This is a genomic window from Thermus sp. NMX2.A1, assembly GCF_000511705.1.
Taxonomy (GTDB): Bacteria; Deinococcota; Deinococci; order Deinococcales; family Thermaceae; genus Thermus; species Thermus scotoductus.
Window position 1 is genome coordinate 1 of record NZ_ATNI01000101.1, and the last position, 522, is coordinate 522.

Below are 522 nucleotides of genomic sequence, written 5' to 3' on the forward strand. Positions count from 1 at the left end.
AACTTTTGGAGTGGGCCTTGGAGGTGTTCAAGGGCATGGAGGAGAGGCGGCTTCCTGGCGAGACCGAGGCGGTGTGGAATCTGGTGCGGGATGGGGAGGTGTGGACCTACCGGGTTTGGGCTTCCCCCTACCTGCCGGAAGAGGTGCGGGCCTTTCCCGGGTGCCGGCAGGTGGTGCGGATGGAGCGGGAGGTGAGGCACAAGGGGACGGGGGAGGTGCGGCGGACGGTGAGCTACGCCCTCACCAGCTTGGGGCCGGAGGTGGCGGAGGCGAGGCGGCTTGGGGAGCTTCTCCTTTACCGGTGGGAGGTAGAGAACCGGTCCTTTTGGGTACGGGACGTTCTCCTCCACGAGGATGCCTGCCAGGTGCGGGGGGTGGGGGCACAGGTCTTGGCGGCCCTCCGGGCCTTTCTGGTCTCCATGCTTCACCGCCAAGGGGTCAGGGAGAAGAAGGCGGCCTTGGAGGCCTTCTCCTTCAACCCCCTCTCCGCCCTGCGCTTCCTGGGGCTCTATGCGGTATAGC

General features: G+C 66.7%; 1 pseudogene. It reads left to right on the forward strand.

Going from position 1 to position 522, the window contains the following annotated elements:
• Window positions 1–521, forward strand: a pseudogene (locus TNMX_RS10935) (transposase); the annotation flags it as partial.
• Window position 522 lies beyond the last annotated feature (1 nt).